This window comes from Spirillospora sp. NPDC029432 (assembly GCF_040703975.1).
Taxonomy (GTDB): domain Bacteria; phylum Actinomycetota; class Actinomycetes; order Streptosporangiales; family Streptosporangiaceae; genus Spirillospora.
The window spans coordinates 23559-44876 of record NZ_JBEZWH010000055.1 but is presented as its reverse complement, the minus strand read 5'-3'; the positions used below and the strand labels follow the sequence as shown (position 1 = coordinate 44876).

The 21318-nt window shown below is 75.0% G+C and carries 18 protein-coding genes; 12 read left to right on the top strand and 6 right to left on the bottom strand.

Going from position 1 to position 21318, the window contains the following annotated elements:
* Positions 1 to 21 precede the first annotated feature (21 nt).
* On the bottom strand, positions 22 to 2055 hold the full coding sequence (locus AB0881_RS31565) for a hypothetical protein (RefSeq protein ID WP_366622797.1): 2034 nt from the start codon (positions 2053 to 2055) through the stop codon (positions 22 to 24).
* A gap of 268 nt (positions 2056 to 2323) precedes the next feature.
* Here AB0881_RS31565 and AB0881_RS31560 point away from each other — a divergent pair, with 268 nt between their 5' ends.
* The 6 genes from AB0881_RS31560 to AB0881_RS31535 all read left to right on the top strand — a co-directional run bounded on the left by AB0881_RS31560 (position 2324) and on the right by AB0881_RS31535 (position 10970).
* The gene (locus AB0881_RS31560) at positions 2324 to 3139 is read left to right on the top strand and encodes a M50 family metallopeptidase (RefSeq protein ID WP_366622795.1); all 816 of its coding nucleotides are present in this window, start codon (positions 2324 to 2326) and stop codon (positions 3137 to 3139) included.
* A 248-nt stretch (positions 3140 to 3387) separates the two neighbouring features.
* Positions 3388 to 4728, top strand: coding sequence for an SWIM zinc finger family protein (locus AB0881_RS31555; protein ID WP_366622794.1), 1341 nt, complete (start codon positions 3388 to 3390; stop codon positions 4726 to 4728).
* Positions 4725 to 6275, top strand: coding sequence for a DUF5691 domain-containing protein (locus tag AB0881_RS31550; RefSeq protein ID WP_366622792.1), 1551 nt, complete (start codon positions 4725 to 4727; stop codon positions 6273 to 6275). Before AB0881_RS31555 ends, AB0881_RS31550 begins: the two co-directional genes overlap by 4 nt.
* Positions 6272 to 7354: an AAA family ATPase gene (locus AB0881_RS31545; RefSeq protein WP_366622791.1), complete on the top strand. Its 1083-nt coding sequence runs from the start codon at positions 6272 to 6274 to the stop codon at positions 7352 to 7354. The genes AB0881_RS31550 and AB0881_RS31545 overlap by 4 nt, the downstream gene beginning before the upstream one ends.
* Entirely contained in the window at positions 7351 to 9804 is a 2454-nt protein-coding gene (locus AB0881_RS31540; RefSeq protein WP_366622790.1) for a DUF5682 family protein, read from the top strand. Before AB0881_RS31545 ends, AB0881_RS31540 begins: the two co-directional genes overlap by 4 nt.
* Positions 9801 to 10970, top strand: coding sequence for a VWA domain-containing protein (locus tag AB0881_RS31535; RefSeq protein WP_366622788.1), 1170 nt, complete (start codon positions 9801 to 9803; stop codon positions 10968 to 10970). Before AB0881_RS31540 ends, AB0881_RS31535 begins: the two co-directional genes overlap by 4 nt.
* Here the strand turns inward: AB0881_RS31535 and AB0881_RS31530 are convergent.
* Complete coding sequence (locus AB0881_RS31530; protein ID WP_366622786.1) at positions 10962 to 12515, bottom strand: protein kinase; 1554 nt, start codon at positions 12513 to 12515, stop codon at positions 10962 to 10964. The genes AB0881_RS31535 and AB0881_RS31530 overlap by 9 nt on opposite strands.
* Before the next feature lie 101 nt (positions 12516 to 12616).
* On the opposite strand from AB0881_RS31530, the gene AB0881_RS31525 reads away from it, so the two are divergent.
* The 3 genes from AB0881_RS31525 to AB0881_RS31515 are packed head-to-tail and all read left to right on the top strand — an operon-like array spanning position 12617 to position 14935.
* Positions 12617 to 13558: a DUF6777 domain-containing protein gene (locus tag AB0881_RS31525; RefSeq protein ID WP_366622784.1), complete on the top strand. Its 942-nt coding sequence runs from the start codon at positions 12617 to 12619 to the stop codon at positions 13556 to 13558.
* Positions 13559 to 13580: 22 nt separating this feature from the next.
* Positions 13581 to 13970, top strand: a complete 390-nt coding sequence (locus AB0881_RS31520; protein ID WP_366622783.1) for a metalloregulator ArsR/SmtB family transcription factor — start codon at positions 13581 to 13583, stop codon at positions 13968 to 13970.
* Positions 13967 to 14935 carry a cation diffusion facilitator family transporter gene (locus AB0881_RS31515; protein ID WP_366622782.1) on the top strand — a complete coding sequence of 323 codons (969 nt, stop codon included), beginning with the start codon at positions 13967 to 13969 and terminating at the stop codon, positions 14933 to 14935. Before AB0881_RS31520 ends, AB0881_RS31515 begins: the two co-directional genes overlap by 4 nt.
* 57 nt (positions 14936 to 14992) lie before the next feature.
* Here the strand turns inward: AB0881_RS31515 and AB0881_RS31510 are convergent, their stop codons facing one another.
* On the bottom strand, positions 14993 to 15868 hold the full coding sequence (locus AB0881_RS31510) for an amidohydrolase family protein (RefSeq protein WP_366622780.1): 876 nt from the start codon (positions 15866 to 15868) through the stop codon (positions 14993 to 14995).
* A gap of 213 nt (positions 15869 to 16081) precedes the next feature.
* Complete coding sequence (locus tag AB0881_RS31505; RefSeq protein ID WP_366622778.1) at positions 16082 to 17059, bottom strand: alpha/beta hydrolase-fold protein; 978 nt, start codon at positions 17057 to 17059, stop codon at positions 16082 to 16084.
* A gap of 185 nt (positions 17060 to 17244) precedes the next feature.
* On the opposite strand from AB0881_RS31505, the gene AB0881_RS31500 reads away from it, so the two are divergent.
* Positions 17245 to 18228 (top strand): diacylglycerol kinase family protein, encoded by a 984-nt coding sequence (locus AB0881_RS31500; protein ID WP_366622776.1) that lies wholly within the window; start codon positions 17245 to 17247, stop codon positions 18226 to 18228.
* Between the two features lie 99 nt (positions 18229 to 18327).
* A complete protein-coding gene (locus tag AB0881_RS31495) occupies positions 18328 to 19032 on the top strand; it encodes a maleylpyruvate isomerase family mycothiol-dependent enzyme (RefSeq protein ID WP_366622775.1) in 705 nt (234 codons plus the stop codon).
* Between the two features lie 10 nt (positions 19033 to 19042).
* Here the strand turns inward: AB0881_RS31495 and AB0881_RS31490 are convergent, their stop codons facing one another.
* Together AB0881_RS31490 and AB0881_RS31485 are read right to left on the bottom strand one after the other, a co-directional pair.
* Entirely contained in the window at positions 19043 to 19621 is a 579-nt protein-coding gene (locus AB0881_RS31490; protein ID WP_366622774.1) for a PadR family transcriptional regulator, read from the bottom strand.
* 49 nt (positions 19622 to 19670) lie between these two features.
* Positions 19671 to 20546 carry an oxidoreductase gene (locus tag AB0881_RS31485; protein WP_366622772.1) on the bottom strand — a complete coding sequence of 292 codons (876 nt, stop codon included), beginning with the start codon at positions 20544 to 20546 and terminating at the stop codon, positions 19671 to 19673.
* 96 nt (positions 20547 to 20642) lie between these two features.
* Here AB0881_RS31485 and AB0881_RS31480 point away from each other — a divergent pair, with 96 nt between their 5' ends.
* Positions 20643 to 21311, top strand: coding sequence for a DNA-binding response regulator (locus AB0881_RS31480; protein ID WP_366622770.1), 669 nt, complete (start codon positions 20643 to 20645; stop codon positions 21309 to 21311).
* The last annotated feature ends 7 nt before the right edge of the window (positions 21312 to 21318 follow it).

Here is a 21318-nt window from a genome sequence, read left to right as displayed (position 1 = left end):
CCCCGTGGGACGGCCATCAGCTCACATTTCGCATTCGTACAAGGGCGCGTTGGGGAAGACCCCGGTGCGCGGCGTGCCGATCAGCCCTTCGTGCAGGTAGCCGATCCGGCCGTTGAACTCGATCCGGTTCCAGACGCTGCTCCTGTGGCCCGACTGCGTCTCGGTCCACTCGTCGCCGACGACCTGGCAGATCACCGTGTAGGTGCCGTAGTCCCCCTTGGGAATCCTGCCGATCTCGCCCTGCCTGCGCGGTCCCGGCCGGACGAGGGTGTCGGTCTCGTCGTTGTTGATGTTCCGGTAGCCGCGCTTCGGATAGGCGAGGTCGGCTTCCGCGGTGGCCTTCGCGGGGGCGGTTCCGGCGGCGTTCCGGGCGGTGAGCTCGAAGCGGTGCCTCTGGTCGTTGCGCAGGCCGGTGACCGAGTGCGGGCTGGTCACGGGGGTCGGCGCGCCGCCGTCGACGCTCAGCAGGTACGTGACGCCCGAGCCGCTTCCATTCCAGGTGAGCGTGGCGCCCTTGTTCTTGGGCTGGGCCGTGAAACCCGTCGGCGTGCCGGGGAGGGTGCAGGGCCTTACGGGGGCGCTCGGCATGGACGCCTTTTCGGCGGTCCTGCCGTTCGGGTCCTTGTATCGGACCGCGACCGAGAAGCTGTAGGACTTCTCGCAGCTGCCGCCCGTGACGACGAACTGGTACGGGCCGTTCGCCGCGACGCGGGAGGGTTTCACCGCCAGCCCGGCCGTGTCGCCCTTGAGCACGTATCCGTACGGCCGGCCGCCCGCCGAGGGGCGGAAGGTGACCCTCATGCCGCCGTTCATCGGGTCGACGCGGATGTTCTGCGGTTCTGACGGGGTGCCGTCGCCGGGCGGCCGGGCCGGGGTGCCCTCGTTCCCGCCCTGGCCGGCGCCCTGGCCGGCGCCGTCGCCGGTGCCGCCGCCGCGGGCCTGGGTCGGGATGGGGCGGCGCTGCCCGCCGGGCACGCGGTCGTCGTACTTGCGGATCCGCCTGGCGGTGCCGTTCGGGTCGATGGCGAGGGCCATCGCGCCGGCCGGGTCGTTCGCCCACAGGAACCGGTCGCGCACGATGATCTCCAGGCCGCCGCCGGGGCGGGTGACCTGCATGGGGCGTTCCCAGTCGCCGGTGGCGGTGTTGAAGACCAGCAGCCGGCCGGTGGAGCGGTCGGGCAGGTAGACGCGGGCGCCCAGGATGTTCGGGGCCTCGAAGCGGTGGTCCGGGAGGCGCAGCGAGATGGGGCTGACCTGGCCGACGCCGGTGTTCAGCAGGAACAGCGTGCCGCCGGTCCCCAGCATCGGGACGATCTGGCCGTCGGTCGCCGCGGGCGCCTTGACGCCGCCCGCCTTCGCCGCGCGGGCGACCGTCGGCGGCAGCGCGACCTTCTGGACGCCCCCGGGACGCACGATCGACGCCGTGGCGGCGGTGCTGTTCACGACGACGGGCGTGCCCGCCGCGATCGTGAGGCTCAGCCGGTCACCGGCGCCGCCGACCTGCACCGGCGCCCCTTGGGCCCCGTTCCGGAACGAGGCCAGCCGCCCGGACTGCGGTACGGGCACCCACAGGGTCCCGGCGGCGTCCATCCCGGCCTGGCCCAGCGGCGGCGGGAGCGCCACCGGCGGCCCGGTCGCGGCGAGCCGCACCGGGTCGAGCCCCTGGACGGTGCCCTTCGCCGGGTCCACGGTGTACCCGGCACCGCCGCCGATCACGACCTGGAGGCCGACGCCGCCGAGCGCCGCGCTCCGCTGCACCTTCAGCTGCGAGGGGTCGATCCGGCTCACGACGCCGGTGGCCTCGTCCACGAGCAGGACCGTGGTGCCGTCCTGGACGACCTTGATCCGGTGGCCGCGCATCCGCGGGATGACGGACGCCTTCCCGTCCACCTTCCCGGCCGGGCCGTTGGCGTGCACGACCATGCCCTTGGCGGTCGCGCTCAGCCAGGCCCCGACGTCCGACAGCCTGTACGTGGCGCTCGCGACGCCCACCCCGTACACGATGGCGGCCACGCCCAGCACGCCGACCAGGCCGATCGCGATCTGCCCCGTCAACCGGTCGCGCCGGAAGAGCCCCCGCGGGCCCGCCGGCCGACCGGAGGATCGTTCCCCGCCCAATCCCCGTCACCCTCTCGCCGCACCGCCCGAAACGCCCATTCCTGGCATGTGCGAAGGGCACCCTAGTGCGTACAGAGACCACAACATAACGGCGGCACCCCCGGTTCGCCCCTTGATTCGCCGCACTCCGGGCCCGGCACCGCCGTCGCGGAGTGACTAGGGTCACGCCGCGGGCCCGTACCGAAAAGAACTGAACGCGAGGCTTATGCCCGACGTCCTAACCTGGGGCAGCGCGGACGAGGACGACTTCGAGGTGGACGTGGACACGGTAAGCATCGCCGACCTGTGGGACCGGGTGACGGGAACGCAGCCCGACCCGCCGTGGTGGCTGGTCATCCTGGTCGGGCTGATCGCGCTCGGCGCGGTCCTGCACGGCCCGACCTGGCGGGTGGCCCGCAACGTGGTCACGATCGCGCACGAGGGCGGGCACGCGCTGATCGCGCTGGTCACCGGGCGCAAGCTGGACGGCATCAAGCTGCACTCCGACACTTCGGGCGTCACGGTCTCGCGCGGCAAGCCGCACGGCCCCGGCATGGTCTTCACCGCGATGGCCGGGTACATGACGCCGCCGCTGCTCGGGCTGCTGTTCGCCGCGCTGCTGGCGGGCGGCCGGATCACGCTGATGCTGTGGTTCTCGCTGGCGCTGCTGGCCGCCATGCTCGTCATGATCCGGAACGCGTACGGCGTGCTGTCCATCGTCGCCACCGGAGCGATCATCTTCGGCGTCTCCTGGCTGGGCGGCGCCAAGATCCAGGCGGGCTTCGCCTACCTGGCCGCGCTGTTCCTGCTGTTCGCCGCCGCGCGGCCCGTCGTCGAGCTGCAGCGGATGCGGTCCCGGCACATGGCCCCCAGCTCCGACGCGGACCAGCTGGCCCACCTCACCGGCGTCCCCGGCCTGGCCTGGGTGACGCTGTTCGCCGCCGTCGCGCTGGGCGCGCTGCTGACCGGCGGCCTGCTGCTGGTGCCCGACTCCGGGTCCGTTCCCGACCTGCCGGCCCTGCCCGCCGCGCCCGATCAATAGCGCGGGCCGGATGCGGTCATGGGCCTGCCGTTCCGTACGGGACGGGCCCACGATGGCTCATGGCACCGAAGAAGAGGCTCGATCGCGCCAAGTACCACCGCAAGCGCAAGGCACGCCTGCGCAAGACCCGCCACCGCAGCCGTCCCACGGTGGGCAAGGGCCGCGGCCGCTGAGCGTTCCCGGCCGGTTCGCGCGCCGATCCCGTGAAGGGCCGCTCACTGTCCGACCCTGCCGATAGTTTCGAGGGTGTGAGCGGTCGATGGGATCGGGAGCGGGTGCTGGCCGTGGCGCCCGACGCCGCCGCGGCCAAGGCCGCGGCGGGTGTCGCCAGGTCCGCCGGGTGGTCCGGGACGGGCTGCGACACCGCCGCCGTGTGGGGCGAGTGCGCCGGCGGCGGCAAGAGCGCCTACCGCGCCGCCGCCGACCTGGACGAACCGGCGTACCGGTGCTCCTGCCCGAGCCGCAAGTTCCCGTGCAAGCACGTCCTCGGGCTGCTGCTGCTCTGGAGTGAGGGCGCCGTCGAGGGCGGACCGCGTCCGGACTGGGTCGCCGAGTGGATCGGGCAGCGCCGGGCGCGGGCCGAGAAGGCCCGGGAGCGCCGGCGGGCCGCGGCCGCCAAGACCAGGGACCCCCGGACGGCCGAGCGCCGCGAGCAGCGCGTCGACGGCGGGATCGCCGACCTCGACCAGTGGCTCCGCGACCAGGTCGCGCACGGGCTCGCGCAGGCGGACAAGGCGCCGTACCGGCTGTGGGACGAGGCCGCGCGGCGGCTGGTCGACGCCCAGGCCGGGGCGCTGGCCGGGCAGGTGAAGGGGCTGGCGGCGATCCCCCGGCAGGAGGGCTGGCCGGACCGGCTCCTGGAGGAGTACGCGCTGCTCAGGCTGCTCGTCAGGGCCTACCAGCGGCGCGCCGGGCTGCCGCCGGGACTGCGCGAGACCGTCCGGTCGCGGATCGGGTTCACGGTGCAGCAGGAAGAGGTGCTGCGCGACGGCGAGCGGGTACGCGACTCCTGGCATGTGATCGGGTCGCGGGACGTGGTGCAGGACCAGCTCACGACGCGGCGGGTGTGGCTGCGCGGCCGCGAGAGCGGGCGGCCCGCGCTGGTCCTGTCGTTCGCCGCGCCGGGACGGCACCTGGACGCGTCGCTCGTCGTGGGCACCCGGGTCGAGGCCGAGCTGGCGTTCTACCCGGGGGCGCAGCCGCTGCGGGCGCTGGTCGCCGACCGGCTGGCCACGGAGGCCGGGGGCGCGCCGGAAGGGCTGACGGTCGGGGCGTTCCTGGACGAGTACGCGGCGGCGCTGGGCCGCGACCCGTGGCTGGACCGCTGGCCGGCGCTGCTGGGCGGCGTACGGCTCGCGCGGAACGGGGGGCCGCGGGTCGTCGACGCGCACGGGGACGCGCTGCCGCTGCTGTCGGCCGAGCCGTGGCGGCTGCTGGCGGTCTCGGGCGGCGCGCCGGTGACGTTCGCCGGCGAGTGGTCGCCGCGGGGCCTGCTCCCCCTGGCGGCCTGGGCCGGCGGCGGGACCGCGGGCGAGAAGGGCAAAAGGGCCGAGGGGGACGACGGGGATGAGGGGGTGGTGATCCTGTGAGCGGATGGAGCGAGCATGTCAGCGCGGCACTGCTGGGCACGGAGCGGCGGCCGCCGCCCGAACTGCCCGGCGCCCCGCCGGGCGACGGTGATCCGGCGGGGCGGCTGCTGGACCAGGCGGCCGTTCTGGCGCTGCGCCGGCGGGCGGGCCGCCGGCCGCTGACCGGCGCCGAGCCGGTCGCCCCGGCGCCGCAGGAGGACGCCCCGGTCGTGCCCGCCGCGGCCGCCGGGCGGCTGGCCCGCATCCTGGCCGGCGAGCAGATCCGGGTGCTCCCCGAATGGCTGGACGCCGCCGCCGCGCACGGCCGCCGCGTACCGTCGCGGCTGCTGCCCGAGCTGCTGGAGAAGGGCCGCAGCGACCGGGTGCTGCGCCCGGCCATCGCCCGCGCCGCGGGGCGGCGCGGCGTCTGGCTGGCGCTGCAGAACACTGACTGGGCCTACCTGGTCGGCTCCGGCGACGACCCGGGCGGCGACGCCGAGGTGTGGGAGACCGGCACCCGGCAGCAGCGCGTCGCCCACCTGACACGGCTGCGCGGCACCGACCCGGCCGCCGCGCGGGACGCGCTCGGCGGCACCTGGGCCCGCGAGCCCGCCCCCGACCGCGCCGCGTTCCTGGCCACGTTCGAGACCGGCCTGTCCGCCGACGACGAGGACTTCCTGGAGAAGGCCCTGGAGGACCGCGGCAAGGACGTCCGGCAGCTGGCCTCCGACCTGCTGGCCCGGCTGCCCGGCTCCGCGTACGGGCGGCGGATGGCCGTGCGGGCGCGCGAGTGCCTGCGGCCCGAGGTGCGGACCGTGCGGGAGCGCGAGCAGACCTGGATCCTGGTCGAGCCGCCGCGCGGCCACGGCGAGGACCTGGCGCGCGACGGCGTCCCGTTCCATCCGACCGGGTCGTTCGCGCCGGGCCGCCGCGCCGGCGGGCCGGTCGGCACCCGCGCGGCCTGGCTCCGCGAGATCCTCGCCCGCACTCCCCTGGCGACCTGGACGGACCTGTTCGGCCGCCCGCCGCGGGAGATCGTCGGCCTGCCGGTCGCCCCCGCCGCCGCGGCCGACCGGCCCGCCGAGGCGGGTGCGGGCGCCATGGCGGGCTCGGTGCACATCGGCTGGGCCCGCGCCGCGCTGCGCCAGCGCGACGTCGGCTGGGCCCGCGCGCTGCTGCGGGGCGGCGTGGCCGTCGACGAGCCCGAGGCCCTCGCCGACCTGCTCACCGTCCTCCCCGCGGACGAGCGCGCCGGCGCCGCCGCCGACCTGATCCGCTGGGCCGAGGGCCGGCCCGAGCTGCTGCGCGTCCTGGAACGGATCCCCGGCCCCTGGGCGGGCGCGCTCGCCGAGGCGGTCGTGGCCAGCATCGGGATGGCCGCCGAGCGGTCCTCGTACCGCCACGAGCACGCCCTCACCCAGCTGTGCCGGCTGGCCGACCAGCGGCTAGCGCCCGAGACGGCGCCGCGGCTGGAGGCCCTGGCCGCCCGGCACGGGGCCGCCGCCCTCACCGACCTGACCGAGACGCTGCGCTTCCGCCGCGACATGCTGAAGGAGCTCACCCCGTGACCGAGACGGTTCTCCGGCCGCACGCCGAGCAGCAGTACGCCGACGAGCTGGCCCGGCTGGCCGAGCACGACGACCGGCCCCGCCCGCCCGGCTGGAGGCTGTCCCCGTGGGCGGTGACGACGTACCTCCTCGGCGGCGAGCTGCCCGACGGCACCGAGGTCACGCCCAAGTACGTCGGCGCCCGGCGGCTGATGGAGGTCGCGGTCGCGACGCTGGCCACCGACCGCGCCCTGCTCCTGCTCGGCGTCCCCGGCACCGCCAAGACGTGGGTCTCCGAGCATCTGGCCGCCGCCGTCAGCGGCGACTCGACGCTGCTCGTCCAGGGCACCGCGGGCACCCCGGAGGAGGCGATCCGGTACGGCTGGAACTACGCCCGCCTGCTCGCGGAGGGCCCCTCGGAGAAGGCGCTGGTCGAGAGCCCCCTCATGCGGGCCATGCGGACCGGGTCGGTGGCCCGGATCGAGGAGCTGACCCGGATGCCGGGCGACGTCCAGGACTCGCTGATCACGGTCCTGTCCGAGAAGACGCTCCCGGTCCCCGAGCTCGGCACCGAGGTCCAGGCCGCCAAGGGCTTCACGGTGATCGCCACCGCCAACGACCGCGACCGGGGAGTGAACGAGCTGTCCAGCGCCCTGCGCCGGCGCTTCAACACGGTCGTGCTGCCGCTGCCCGACTCCGTCGAGGACGAGGTCGACATCGTGGCCCGCCGCGTCGACCAGATCGGCACCGCCCTCGAACTCCCCGAGGCGCCCGCCGGGCTGGAGGAGATCCGCCGCGTCGTCACGGTGTTCCGGGAGCTGCGCGGCGGGCTCAGCAGCGACGGCCGCACCCGGCTCAAGTCGCCCAGCGGCACGCTCAGCACCGCCGAGGCCATCTCCGTGATCACCAGCGGGCTGGCGCTGGCGGCGCACTTCGGCGACGGCGTGCTGCGCGCCGCCGACGTGGCCGGCGGCATCGTCGGCGCCGTCGTCCAGGATCCGGTCTCCGACCGGGTCGTCTGGCAGGAGTACCTGGAGACCGTCGTCCGCGACCGCCCCGAATGGCATGACTTCTACCGCGCCTGCCGGGAGGTGTCTTGACGGCCGACCGCGGCGCGAGGGCCCGGGTCGAGGTCTACGGCATCCGCCACCACGGCCCCGGCTCGGCCCGGGCCGTGCGGCGGGCCCTGGAGGAGTTCCGGCCCGGCGCGGTCCTGATCGAGGGCCCGCCCGAGGCCGACGCCATCGTCCACCTGGCCGGCGAGACCGGGATGGTCCCGCCGGTGGCGCTGCTGGCGTACGCCCCGGGCCGCCCCGCCACCGCCCCGGCCGGCGAGGCCGACCGGCAGGCCGCGTTCTGGCCGTTCGCCGAGTTCAGCCCCGAATGGCAGGCCGTCCGGTACGCGCTGGCCGCGGGCGTCCCGGTCCGCTTCTGCGACCTTCCCGCCGCCCACCAGCTGGCCGACCCCGCCGAGTCCGACGACACCGCCGTACCGGAGGAGCCGACCGATCCCGCGGCGGTTCCGGGCGGGCCGCAGGTGCCGGGCGGGCCGCAGGTGCCGAGCGGGCCGGAGATGCCGGGCGGGCCGGAGGCGCCGAGCGGGCCGGAGGCGCCGAGCGGGCCGGAGATGCCGGGCGGGCCGGAGGCGCCGGGCGGGCCGGAGGCGGCGGAGGAGCGGGAGATCCGGATGGACCCGCTCGGCTGGCTGGCCAAGGCGGCCGGGTACGACGACGCCGAGCGGTGGTGGGACGACGTCGTCGAGCACCGCCACGACGGGCCCTCGCCGTTCCCCGCGATCGCCGAGGCGATGGCCGAGCTGCGCGAGCGGCTGCCCGCGAGCGGGTCCGGCGCGCTTCCGGACGCCTACCTGGAGCGGGAGGAGCAGCGCGAGGCGTACATGCGGCGGATGCTGCGGCGCACGCTCAAGGAGGGCCACGAGAGCGTCGCAGTAGTGTGCGGCGCCTGGCACGTGCCCGCCCTCCTCCAGGAGGTCCCGGCGGCGCGCGACGACCGGACGCTGCGCGGGCTGCCCAAGGTGAAGGTCGCGATGACCTGGGTGCCGTGGACGCACGGGCGGCTGGCCAGCAGGTCGGGATACGGGGCGGGGGTCCGCTCGCCGGGCTGGTACCACCACCTGTTCACGGCCCCCGACCGGCCGGTCGAGCGGTGGCTGACCGCCGCCGCCCGGGTGCTGCGGGAGGAGGACCTGCACGTCTCGTCCGCGCACGTGATCGAGGGCGTCCGGCTGGCGGAGGCGCTGGCCGCGCTGCGCGGCCGGCCGCTGGCCGGGCTCGACGAGATCACCGAGGCGACCCGGGCGGTGCTGTGCGAGGGCAACGAGCTGCCGGTGGAGCTGATCCAGCGGCGCATGGTGGTCGGCGAGCGGCTCGGCGCCGTACCGGAGACGACGCCGATGGTGCCGCTCGCGCGCGATCTCGAGGCGCAGGTGCGGCGGCTGCGGCTCACCCGGTCCCCGCTCGACAAGGAGCAGGTCCTCGACCTGCGGCGGCCCGTCGACCTGGACCGCAGCCGGCTGCTGCACCGGCTCCGGCTGCTGGAGATCGACTGGGGCGTCCCCGAGGAGGGCGCCGGCCGTTCGAAGGGGACGTTCCGGGAGACCTGGACGCTGATGTGGCGGCCGGAGTTCGAGGTGGAGCTGATCGAGGCGAGCGCGTGGGGCACCACCGTCCTCGGCGCCGCGACCGCGCGGGCGGAGGCGATGGCCGGGCACGCCGGGGCGCTCGCCGACCTCACCGCGCTCGCCGAGCGGTGCCTGCTCGCCGACCTGGGCGGCGCGCTGCCCGCGGTGATGCGCGCGCTCGCCGACCGGGCCGCCGTCGACGCCGACGTCGCGCACCTGATGGCGGCGCTGCCCGCGCTCGTCCGGGCGCTGCGGTACGGCGACGTGCGCGGCACCGCGACCGGCCCGCTGCGCACGGTCGTCGACGGGCTGGTGGTGCGGATCTGCGTCGGCCTGCCGCCCGCCGTCACCGCGCTCGACGACGACGCGGCCCGCGAGACGCTCGCCCGGATCGACGCCGTCCACGGCGCCCTCGCGCTGCTCGGCGACGGCGGCCACCTCGACCGCTGGCGGCGCACCCTGGCCGCCGTCATCGACCGCCGCGACCTGCACGGGCTCCTGGAGGGGCGGCTGGCGCGGCTGCTGCTGGACGCCGGCCTGCTGCCGGACGCGGCCGGCCGGATGGCCCGTTCGGTCTCGGCCGGCGCCGCGCCCGAGCGCGCCGCCGCCTGGGTGGAGGGCTTCCTGTCCGGCGGCGGGCTGATCCTCGTCCACGACGAGGACCTGCTCCGCCTGGTCGACGCCTGGATCGCCGGGCTGCCCGGCGACTCGTTCACCGACGTGCTGCCGCTGCTGCGCCGCACCTTCGGCGGGTACGGCGCCGCCGAGCGCCGCACGATCGGCGAGCGGGTCCGGCACCTGGACGCGCCGCGCGGCCCCGGCCGTACCGGCGACCCCGACCACGATCCCGGACGCGCCGCCGCGGCGGCGGCGACCGCCCTGGACATCCTCGGCTGGAGAGTGCCGTGAACACCGACGAACGCCTCAAGCGCTGGCGGCTGGTCCTCGGCGGCGAGGGCGGTGCCGAGGGCACCGGCGCGCGGCTGTCCGGGGAGGAGGCCCGGATGGACGGCGCCCTGGAGAAGCTGTACGGCGGCGGTGACGACGGCCGGTCCCGGTCCGGGCGGCGCGGCGCGGGCCTCGGCGACTCGGCGCCGGCGGTGGCCCGCTGGCTCGGCGACATCCGCTCGTACTTCCCGTCCACCGTCGTCCAGGTGATGCAGAAGGACGCGATCGAGCGGCTCGACCTGACCCGCCTCCTCATGGAGCCGGAGATGCTGGAGGCCGTCGAGCCGGACGTGCACCTGGTCGGCACGCTGCTCTCGCTCAACCAGGTGCTGCCCGACCGGGCCCGCGAGTCGGCCCGCGCCGTCGTCCGCAAGGTCGTCCAGGATCTGGAGAGCCGGCTCGCGCAGCGCACCCGCTCGGCCGTCGGCGGCGCGCTCGACCGCTCGGCCCGCGTCCGGCGCCCCCGCCGCCTCGCCGACGTCGACTGGGGCCGCACGATCCGCGCCAACCTGCGGCACTACCTCCCCGACCACGGCACCCTCGTGCCGGAACGCATGATCGGGTACGGCCGCCGGCGGCAGGCCGTCGAGCGCGACGTGGTCCTGTGCGTGGACCAGAGCGGGTCGATGGCGGCCTCGGTCGTCCACGCCGGCGTGTTCGCCGCCGTGCTGGCGTCGATGCGCTCGCTGCGCACGTCCCTGGTCGTCTTCGACACCGCGGTCGTGGACCTCACCGACCAGCTGCACGACCCGGTGGAGGTGCTGTTCGGCACGCAGCTCGGCGGCGGCACCGACATCAACCGCGCGCTCGCGTACTGCCAGGGCCTCGTCACCCGCCCGAACGACACGATCCTGGTCCTGATCAGCGACCTCTTCGAGGGCGGGGCCCGCGACGACATGCTGCGCCGCGTCGCCGCGCTCACCGCCGCCGGCGTCCAGGTGATCGTCCTGCTGGCCCTGTCGGACGAGGGCGCCCCCGCCCACGACCACGAGAACGCCGCCGCCCTCGCCGCCCTGGGCGTCCCCGCGTTCGCGTGCACGCCCGACGCCTTCCCCGGCCTCATGGCCGCCGCCGTGGAGCGCCGCGACCTGAAGGAGTGGTCCGAGCGCCACCTGCCGTCAGCGTGACCGCAGGCCGGCGGCCAGCAGCACGACGACGAGGGCGGTCACTCCGGCGTGCAGGGCCAGCGCCGACACCTGCACCGCCACCAGCGCGCTCCAGGCGCCCCACATGGCGACCCGCAGGACGCGCACGGCCAGGACCGTCCAGGCCGCCGCCCGGCTCCCGCGCCAGGCCAGCACCACGCCCACCAGCGTGACCACCGCCAGCAGCACGAACGATCCCGCCACCACCGGCAGCCACCGCCCGCCGGGTCCCTCGCTCAGCTCGGGCTGCGCGACGAGGATGGCGAGCGACGCCACGTCCAGCGCGGCCAGCAGCCCCGCCAGGACGAGCCCCGCGACGACCGGCACGTTCCGCGGCAGGCGCCTGGGGTAGGCGCCGCCGTCGCGCGTGCCGGGGCCGTCCTGCCGCCCGTCGGGCTGAGGACCGCCTCGCCCGGGGTGGGTTTCCGCGGGCGGGCCCTGGTAGGGCATGTGCCCGCCGGGGCCCGCCGCCGGGGGCGCGGGCGGGGGCCCTGCCGCGCCCGTTCTGTGGGCGGGGGCGCCGGGTCGTGCGGGCGGAGGCGCCTCGTCCCGCGGTAAGGGCCGGGCCGGATCGGCCGGTTCCGGGTACGCGGGCGGCGCGTTCATGTGCGGGTCGGCGCCGGTGGGCGGGGCTTCTCGCGGCGGAGGGCTCCACCGTTCGCGGGCGGGGGGCGGGTCGGCGCGCCGGGCGCCGCCGGCGGTCTCCGAGAGCGAGGGTGGCGGCGGGTTGTTCTCGCCCAGCAGGCGGAGGAGGACCTCCTCCGCGGTGGGGCGGGCGGCGGGGTTCTTGCGCAGGCAGGCGAGGGCGACATCGGCGATCTCGTCGGGAAGGACGGAGACGTCGGGGGTCTCGTTCATGATCCGGTACATCACGACGGGGACGGACGGCCCGGTGAACGCGTCGCGGCCGGTGGCGGCGAAGAGGAGGGTGAGCGCCCAGGCGAACATGTCGGCGGCCGGGCCGATGTCGGCCCCGGCGAACTGCTCGGGGGCCATGTAGGAGGGGGTCCCGATGAGCTGGCTGGTGAGGGTGGCCTCGGAGTCCAGCGCGCGGGCGATGCCGAAGTCGATGACGCGGGGGCCGTCCGGGCCCATCAGGACGTTCTGCGGCTTGAAGTCGCGGTGCACGATGCCCGCGCGGTGGATGGCGGTGAGCGCGGTGACCGACCTGATGGCGAGGCGGTCGAGGTCGGCGCCGGTACGGGGGCCGCGGTCCTGCACGAGCCGCCGCAAGGACGGGCCGGGGATGTACTCGCTGACGATGTAGGGGCGGTCGCCGGCCATGTCGGCCTCCAGCATCTGGGCCGTGCAGAAGCCGGCGACGCGCTGGAGCAGGGACAGCTCGCGGACGAAGCGGGCGCGGGCCCCGGCGTCGGCGATCGTGCGGGCGTGCAGGAGCTTGATCGCGACCTCGCCGTCGCGGGCCCGGCCCAGGTACACCACGCCCTGGCCGCCGGTGCCGAGCCGGGCGAGGATCTCGTACGCGCCCAGCCGGGCGGGGTCGGCGGGGCTGAGTGGCTGTGTCATCGGGTCCCCGTTACGAAAATACGAACAATTGACCAGGCACAAAACCCGCCGCCGTGGCATCAAAGAGTATAGGTTCGACCGGCCACGGGCGGGAGAGACACATGCCGGAGATCAATTCTCGAATTCTCGGGGGCGGACTCGTCCCCGTGGTGGTCCTGGGGGCCTCGCTTCTGGGAGGCTGCGGCGGCGCGGGTGAGACGATCACGCGCCTGACGGTGGGATCGGCGGGGCCCGATCCGTACACGCTGATGTCGAACACCGACCGGCAGCGGATCGAGCGGAGCCCGGCCAGGGGCGGCACGAAGGACGGGAGCACGCCGGGCCTGTACGGGGGCACCCGGCAGGCGGCGAGCTGCGACCCGGCCAAGCTGATCGCGTTCCTGCGGGCCAACCCGGCCAAGGCGAAGGCCTGGGCCAAGGTGCACCGGATCGGCGCCGGGGACATCCCGGGGTTCGTGGGGCGGCTCACGCCGGTGCTGCTGCGCACCGACACGCTGGTGACCAACCACGGGTTCAAGGCGGGCAAGCCGACCCGGCTCCCGGCCGTGCTGCAGGCCGGAATAGGCGTCCTGGTGAACGAATACGGCGTCCCGGTGGTGAAGTGCAATTGCGGCAATCCACTGACGCAGCCGGACAAAAAGATCTCCACGGGGAAGGCGAAGTACAAAGGATCTTCATGGCCGGGATTCGACAAGCGCGGGGTGACCAAGATCCAGGTGAAGGCGACCGTGCGGTCGTTCGTTCTGGTGGACCCGGACGCGACCATGGGGTTCGAGCGGCCGGTCGCGACGACCGGCGGGGCCGACGGCCCGCCGCAGGCGCTCCCCGAGGAGCTGTCGCCGTCGCCGGACCCGTCGGACTCGGGCAGCGCGGACCCGAGCGCCCCGCCGACCGATTCCGGCACTCCGGGCATCCCGACCGATGGACCGGGTACGCAGCCTCCGGTCACCCCCCAGCCGTCCGGCGGCGGGGAGGTCCCGCCGACCCCCGAGGGCGAGCAGGTCCCGGAGAACACCCCGACGGGGCAGGTCGGCCCGACCTGATCGGGGATGCTAGTCTGCTCATATGAGCAGTGCTTCAGACATCAGGACCGCCGACGCGTGCGCCGTCCGCGTCGTGGACCCGGCCAAGGTGTCCATGGTCACCGCGGCCATGCCGGAGCCGGACAAGATCTCGGAGCTGGCGCAGATCTTCGGGCTGCTGGCCGATCCGGGCCGGCTGCGGGTGATCACCGCGCTGCTCGAGGGCGGCGAGATGTGCGTGTGCGACATCGCGGCGGCCTGCGGGCACAGCGAGTCCGGGGTGTCGCATTCGCTGCGGCTGCTGCGCGCCAACCGGGTCGTCCGCGTACGGCGGTCCGGGCGGCGCGCGTACTACCGGCTGGACGACTCGCACGTGCGGATGCTCCTGGACGTGGCGCTCGCGCACATCGGCCACGAGGAGGCGGACGAGTGAGCGGGCACGGCCACGGGCACGGGCACGGGGTCTCCCCGCAGGCCGACCGGCGGTACCTGTCGGCGGCGCTGGCGCTGATCCTCGGCTACATGAGCGTCGAGGTGGTCATCGGCGTGGCGGCGCGGTCGCTGGCGCTGATCACCGACGCGGCGCACATGATGACCGACGCGTTCGCGATCGCGCTGGCCCTGATCGCGATGCGAATCGCGGCCCGCCCGCCGCGCGGCGGCTACACCTACGGGCTGCGCCGCACGGAGATCCTGTCGGCGCAGCTGAACGGCCTCACGCTGATCCTGCTGGCGGCGTTCTTCGTGTACGAGGGCGTCGAGCGGCTGATCCACCCGCCCGACGTGAACGGGCCGCTGGTGTTCTGGACGTCGCTGGCCGGGGTCGCGGTCAATCTCGGCGCGACCTGGCTGATCAGCCGGGCCGACCGGCGCAGCCTGAACGTCGAGGGCGCGTTCCAGCACATCCTGAACGACCTGTACGCGTTCATCTCCACCGCCGTCGCCGGCCTGCTGGTCTGGACGGCGGGCTTCGCGCGGGCCGACGCGATCGCCTCGCTGGTGGTCGCGGCGCTGATGCTCAAGGCGGGGTACGGCCTGCTGCGCGACGCGGGGCGGGTGCTCATGGAGGCGGCGCCGGCGGGCCTGGACCCGGGCGAGCTGGGCACCCGGCTGGCCGAGCGGCCCTGCGTGGAGGAGGTCCACGATTTGCACGTGTGGGAGGTCAGCTCCGGCTACCCGGCGCTGTCGGCGCACGTGCTGGTGGAGCCGAAGGGCGACTGCCACGCGGTCCGGCGCGACCTGCAGGAGCTGCTGCGCGACTCGTACGGGATCACGCACACCACGCTGGAGGTCGACCACGTGGACGAGGAGTTCCACTGCGAGGACCCGCACGGCCCCCGGCACGTGTCCGGCGCCGAGCCGCACGAGCACGCCGGCGAGAGCCGCTGCGGCCACTAGCCGGCGGGGCCAGCCGAGCACAGGGCCAGCTGAGCACGGAGCTAGCCGAGCACGGGGCTAGCTGAGCGCGGGGCTGAGGTCGAGGAGCTTGGCGGAGGCGTCCCAGCAGACGGTGCGGAGCCAGTCGTCGCCGAGGTCGAGGCGGGCGAGGGCCTCCAGCTGGTGGGCGTACTCGTACGGGATGTTCGGGAAGTCGGTGCCGAGCAGGATCCGCCCGGCCAGGCCGAGGTCGCGCAGGCGGGGCATCAGCTCGGCCGGGAAGTGGCCGAGGCCGCCGAAGAAGTCGGTGAACGCCATCGTGGTGTCGAAGGTGACGCGCTCGTACCGGTCGGCGAGGTCGAAGAAGCCCTCGAACTCGGGGGCGCCGAGATGGGCGATGATCGCGGCGAGCCGGGGGTGCCGGGCGAGCACGCCGCCGAACGGGCCGGGCCCGGTGAAGCCGTTGGCGACCGGGCCCGAGCCGGCGTGCACGACGACCGGCACGCCGGCGTCGGCGAGCAGGCCCCAGACCTCGTCCAGCTCGGGGACGCGGGGGTCGAAGCCGCCGACCTGGAGGTGCACCTTGAAGATCCGGGTGCCGGCGTCGATGGCGCGGCGCACGTACGACAGGGCCTCGGGCTCGGGGTAGAACGTTCCGGTCGGGACGCATTCGGGGACCCGGGCGGCGAACGCGGCCGTCCACTCGTTCAGGGTCTCGGCCATGCCGGGCTTGTGCGGGTAGGCCAGCGAGGTGAACGCGCGGACGCCGAGCGCCCGCAGCAGCGTGATCCGCTCCTCCTCGGGGACCTTGTAGTGGATCGGCCACTCGTGCCCGATCAGCGGCCCGGCCGAGTCGAAGTACTCCCAGACCCGCGACATCAGCCGCGGCGGCATGAAGTGGACGTGGACGTCGATGACGCCCGGCAGCCCCAGCGACCGCCAGAAGTCGGGCACGTCGGCGTCGTACGCTGGAAATGAACCCGGACCGCGAGCAGAACGAGATTCAGCCACGTTTTGACAGTAGTGCCTGGCCGATTCCGCCCCGCGGCCGCGTCCGCTCACCGGGACGGCGCCCGCTGAACGGGATCCGGGCACCCACTGAACGGGACTCGGTCCGTTGAGCGGGACCTGCCCGCCCGCAGCCGGGGCGCCTGGACGCCCGGCGCCTCAGAGGATCTCGGCCAGCAGGACGGGGAGCGCGGCGTGCAGCTCGCGGCCCCAGTACGACCACCGGTGGGTGCCCGGGTAGAAGTGCGTCGAGACCGGGATGCCGAGCTTCTTGAGCTTGCCGGCGAAGTCCTGCCCGACCTGGTGGGCCAGGGCCTCGACGCGGTCCGGGCCCGTGCCGGGGCGCGGGTCGTACGGGCCGGCGGTGCCGTCGCCGGAGGAGACGTACAGCCGGACGCCGGCCAGCCGGTCGGCCAGGTCGTACGGGTTGTGGTGCCGCCACACCATGCGCTGCGCGTCCGGGTCGCCCCACAGGTCGGTCCAGTCCGCGGGCCCGCCGCCGATCTCGACCGACAGCTGCACCAGGTCGGGCAGGTCGAGCCGGGCCGGGTCGCGGTGTAGGGTGTTGAGGGCCCCGCTGAACGAGGCGGCCGCCCGGAACAGCCCGCGGTGCCGCGCCGCGTACGCCAGCGCGCCCATCCCGCCCATTCCGGCGCCCGCGACGGCGCGTTCGGGTCCGGCGCGATATCCGCGTTCCAGAATCTGGCGCAGTTCGGCCAGATGGAACGTCTCCCACTTGGGCGGCCCGCCGGCCCCGCGACTCCACCAGTCCGAATAGCTGCCGCAATGGCCGGCGTCCGGCATGACGACGATCACATCGTGGTCGCCGGCGATCCGTTCGAGGTCGGTGTGGACGCTCCAGGAGGTGTGGTCGGCGGCGGCGCCGCTGCCGTGCAGGAGCCACAGCACCGGCCAGGTACGGGCCGCGTCGCGGGACCAGCCGGGCGGGAGCAGCAACCGGACGTGCGCGATTCCGGCCAGGACCGGCGAGCGTACGGTGAGGTCGAGCAGCCGTGGGCCGGGCGACCGCTCGCCGACGACGGTGGCGCCGTCGTCGGCCGCCGGGGTGGCCGCGGGCGCGGGCCCGCCGGGCGCGATGGAGGCCAGCAGGCCCGCCGCCCCCGCAATGAATCCCACTCCGAGCAGACCTGTTCGCCACATATTTTCGCCCCGCGCTTTCGCTCGCCGGATTAACCGAAATATCCCCAGGATCGGCGGCGGACCAACGCACGGTAACGGAATATAAAATACCTGTCACGGGCGGATTCCGGGCGCCCGGTAGGGTGTGCCCCGGAATCGCTGGAGGGAGACGACCGGTCGAGATGCGGAGCAAGGCGGAGCTGGAAGCGGCGATCCGCGGGGCGGGCCGGGCGGTCCTGATGGTCAACGTCCGGTCGCGGCGCGGCCGCCGGCTGTACGACACCGCCCGCGCCCTGCTGGACGAGGCCGGGCTGGAGTTCGCGGAGGTGCACCCGGTCGGCGAGCCGGACCGGCTGGGCGAGCTGTTCGAGAAGGTGCTGGCCAGGGACCCCGACCTGGTGGTCGTGGGCGGCGGCGACGGCACGATCGCCGAGGCGGTGGGCCATCTGGCGCACCGCGACATCGCGCTCGGGGTGCTGCCGCTGGGCACCACCAACAACTTCGCGCGCAGCCTGGAGCTGCCGCTCGACCTGGCGGGGGCGGTCCGGGAGCTGCGCGACGGCAAGGTCGCCGACGTCGACGTCGGCTGGTTCGAGGGCACCCCGGCCGGCGGCGCGCACGCGGCGGACCCGGACGGCGAGCCCGGGACCAGGCACATCTTCGCCAACATGGTGAGCCTCGGGCTGTCGGTGAACGTGGCCGAGCAGGTGCCGCACGAGCTGAAGCGGGTGATCGGGCGCGCCGCGTACGCGGTCACGGCGGCCCGGCTGCTGCCCCGGCACGAGGCGTTCAAGGCCACGATCCGGATCGGCGACGAGACGTACGAGATGGCCACCCACCAGCTGAACGTGGCCAACGGCGCCCACCACAGCGGCACCCGCATCGCCCGCGACGCCAGCCCCGACGACCGGCTGCTGGCGGTGTACCGGCTGGGCGACCACCGGCGGCTGCGGCTGGCGTCGGCGACGGCGCGGCACGTGCTGACCGGGCCGCGGCGCACGCTGGCCGAGGAGGAGTTCCTCACCACCGACCAGGTGCACATCACCACCGATCCGCCGCTGTCGGTGGACGTGGACGGCGAGATCAGGGGCCGTACGCCGATCTCGGTGCGGCTGCTCGGCAACGCGCTGCGGGTGATCGTCCCGCAGGGGTTCGTCGACACCTGAGCCCCGCCCGAGCCGCCGCCCGGGCCGCCGCCTGAGCGGGCGTCCGGGCCGTTCCGCGCGGCCGGTTCGCCCGCCCGGAACGGGGGCAGGCATACCGGCATGAAGCCGACGACTCTCTCGGGGCTGGACCCCTTCGCGATCTTCGATGCCGAGGCGGCCCGGCTGGACGCCTACTTCGGCGGCCTGACCGGGCCCGACTGGGACCACGACTCGCGCTGCGCGGGCTGGTCGGTCCGCGACGTGCTGGCCCACCTGGCCGGCGAGGAGATGTACAACCACGCCTGCCTGGACGACGATCTCGACGGCCTGTTCGCCCGGCTGGAGAAGGAGGGCGTCCAGGATCTCGGCGCGTTCAACGAGTGGTGCGTGCGGCAGCGGCGCGGCCTGCCCGTCGAGGAGGTCCTGGCGGAATGGCGCCGCGAGAACGGCGACACCCGCCACCGGATGCGCGAGCTGGGCGGCAACGCGACCCTCGCCACGATGGCGGGCCCGTACCCGGTGGCCCTCCAGACCCTGCACTACTCCTCGGAGTACGCCACGCACGCCGACGACGTGGACGTCCCGGTCGAGCCGGGCGAGGAGCCGGAGCGGACGGCCTGGCGGGCCAAGGTCGGGATCTTCGCGCTGGAGGAGAAGGACTCCCCCGTCCGGGTGGAGGAGATCGCCGGCGGCTACCGGGTGGAGCTGGACGGCCGCGCGGCGGAGCTGTCGGCGGCCGACTTCGTGGACGCCACCACCGCCCGCCTCGACTCCGGCCACACCCTGGACCCGGAGCTGCGCGGCGCGCTGGTCGCCCTCGCCTGAGCCCGCGCGCTCAGGCCGGGGACGGGGGCCGCTCCCCCGCCATGACGTACGCGCCGTCCCGCAGCCGCCCGATGAGCCCGCGGGTCCACTCGGCGCCGGTGTCCGCCGAGTGGACCCACCAGCCGAGCAGCTCGTTCAGGTGGTCGAGCGGCCCCGCCCCGCTCTCGTCGCCGATGTGCGGCGCGACCGTGGCCCGCCATTCCGCGAGGCCCTCCAGCCGCCGCTCGAACAGCGCGATCGCCTCGTCCCGCGGCAGTTCGGTGAGGAAGCCCAGCGCCGCCGAGAACAGCTCGGGGCGCCGGGTGTCCACCTCGGTGATCGCGCTCCGCAGCAGGCGGAGGAACTCCGCCGTGCCCGCCTCGGTGATCTCGTAGTCGACGCGGGGCGGCCCGGCGTCGTTGTCGGGGACCTCGTACGAGCGCAGCAGCCCCTCCTTGGTGAGCTGCCGGAGCGCGTGGTAGATCGACCCCGGGTTGACGTTGGCCCATTCGTCGGAGCCCCACGACAGCAGCTCCCGGCGGATCTCGTAGCCGTTCGCCCGGCCCGCGCCGCGCACCCCACCCAGCACCAGCAGCCGCGTCGCCGACATCGCTCCCCTGTCCCGTACCGATCCGTACGGGACAGGGTAGGGGGCCGGGTCAGGCGGTGCCGAGCCGGTCGATCTCGGCCAGGTCCTCGGGGGTGAGGCGGAGGCCGGCGGCGGCGACGTTCTCCTCCAGGTGGGCGATGGAGGACGTGCCGGGGATCGCCAGCATCGCCGGGGACAGCGCGAGCAGCCCGGCCAGCAGGACCTGCGCCACCGTGGCGCCGTGCCGCCCGGCGATCTCCTTCAGCTCCGGCGCGTCCGGGATCCCGAAGCCGCCCAGCGGGAAGTACGGCACGTACGCGATGCCCTCGCGCTCGCACAGCCCCAGCATCGCCGCGTCCTGCGGCCTGGTCACGTCGAACCAGTTCTGCACGGCCGCGACCGGCGCGATCCGGCGGGCCTCCTCCAGCTGCGCCAGGCTCACGTGGCTGACCCCGAGATGGCGGATCAGCCCCTCCTCGCGCAGCCCGGCCAGCACCTCGAACCGCTCGGCGATCGAGTCGTCGGGCGGCGGCGCCATCCCGCCGACCCGCAGGTTGACCAGGTCCAGCCGGTCGAGGCCCAGCTCGCGCAGGTTCCGCTCGACCTCGCCGCGCAGCTCCCCGGCCGCCACCTCGCCGGTCGGGACCGGGTCGTCCGGGCCCTTGTACGGACCCACCTTGGTGGCGATCACCAGGCCGTCCGGGTACGGCGACAGCGCCTCGCGGAGCATGTCGTTGGCCCCCAGCCCGTCGCGCTCGTAGAAGGCGGCGGTGTCGATGTGGTCCACGCCCAGCTCCACCGCGCGGCGCGCCACCGCGATCCCGTTCCCGCGGTCGTTGGCGGGGCCGTCGATCGAGCTCGCCGCCAGCCGCATCGCGCCGAACCCCATGCGGGCGATCCGCAGGTCGCCGCCCAGTTCCCAGTTGCCGTCCAGTCGTTCGCTCATGCCGTTCACTGTGCCGGGCCGGCCGCCCGATCCCGCGGCGTTGGCAGCTTGCTGCCAGATTGCCGGGACCCCGGCGCTTGGGCAGACTGGAGGGCGATGAGCGCCGATCAGGACCTGAACGTCACGCTGCGCGGCGAGGTGGAGCTGGCCGAGCGCGCCGGCCACCTGTTCGTCCACGCCCGCGAGGAGTTCGTCTGCGCCGCGACGGACCTCAATACGTGGGTGTTGCCCGAGGTCCGGGAGGAGATCATCAAGGCGCACTGGGAGAGCCGGCCCGGGCTGCGCGTCTGCAAGATCTACAACCCGGCGGCGCTGGCCGACGAGGAGTCCGAGCGGCACCTGCTGGCGATGGCGGCGAGCGGGGTCGAGGTGCGGATCTCCACCGCCCGGCTGCGGCAGGAGACGATCATCATCGACCGCCGGGTGGCGGTGCTGGCGGGCCCGCCGGTGCGGGGCGTGCGGACGTACACGATCGTCCGGTCGCCGGACGTGATCGCGAGCATGCGCACGCTCTACTGGGCGACCTGGGAGTCGTCGGTCGAGCTGGCCGGCTTCCGGCGGGGCCGGCCGCCCGCGCTCGGCGAGGAGAGCCTGGAGATCCTGCGGCTGCTGGGCGGCGGGTACAAGGACGAGACGGCCGCCCGCCGGCTCGGGCTGTCGCTGCGCACCTACCGCCGCCGGGTCGCGGAGATCCTCACGCTGCTGGACGCCGACTCCCGCTTCCAGGCGGGCCGCCGCGCGCACGAGCTGGGCCTGCTGAACTGACCCCCGG